Genomic DNA, 654 nt, shown 5'->3' on the forward strand with positions numbered 1-654 from the left:
CCCCACCTCGTCTCGTCGAGGGTGTAGGGCCGGAAGCGGAGGCCGCCGCGGTTCGCCAGAAAAATAAAGGTCTCTGGATGTTCCGCTTCCCAATCCGGGAAGAACGAGATTGCGGCCACGTCCAGCCGCCCGTTTCCAGTGAAATCGCCGGCCACGGCGCGAAGCGCTCCGTACATCGGATAGAAGTAAGCCTCCTTGAAGCTCATGTTCCCGTCGTTCAGATAGATCCGCAGGCCGTGGTAGTTACGGAGCGGCGGATCCTCAATCTCCATGTTGTTGCCGTTGACGGTGAGCAGATCCGGGTGGCCGTCCTCGTTGAAGTCAGCCACCAGGAAATCGTTGTACCCATAGCCGGGAAACTGCTCCATGAGCTGTCGCGACCGAAAGCGTCCTCCGCCCAGGTTCTCGAAGAAGACCAGCTCGTTCCGTGCTTGGGCCATGAGCACTAAGAGATCAAGGCGACCATTTCCGGTGAAGTCGTGGACTTCCGCCCTGAGAGCACCAGAGCGATCGATGAGGACGTGCTCGCGGAAGCGGCCGTCTCCCTCGCTTTCGAACCAGGCCAGGCGCCCCTGATCGAAATCGCCGAACCCGCACACCACCAGGTCTTCCCGGCCGTTTCCCGTCAGGTCGGCAAAGCGGGCGTAGGCGGTT

The 654-nt window shown here is 61.2% G+C and carries 1 protein-coding gene; it reads right to left on the reverse strand.

Features of this window, described 5'->3' with window-relative positions; all coding sequences use genetic code 11:
* Positions 1–654 (reverse strand): VCBS repeat-containing protein (locus tag GEV06_28890; GenBank protein ID MPZ21859.1); only part of this gene is annotated, 654 nt, incomplete at both ends.

Origin of the sequence: Luteitalea sp. (assembly GCA_009377605.1) — a bacterium.
Taxonomy (GTDB): Bacteria; Acidobacteriota; Vicinamibacteria; order Vicinamibacterales; family Vicinamibacteraceae; genus WHTT01.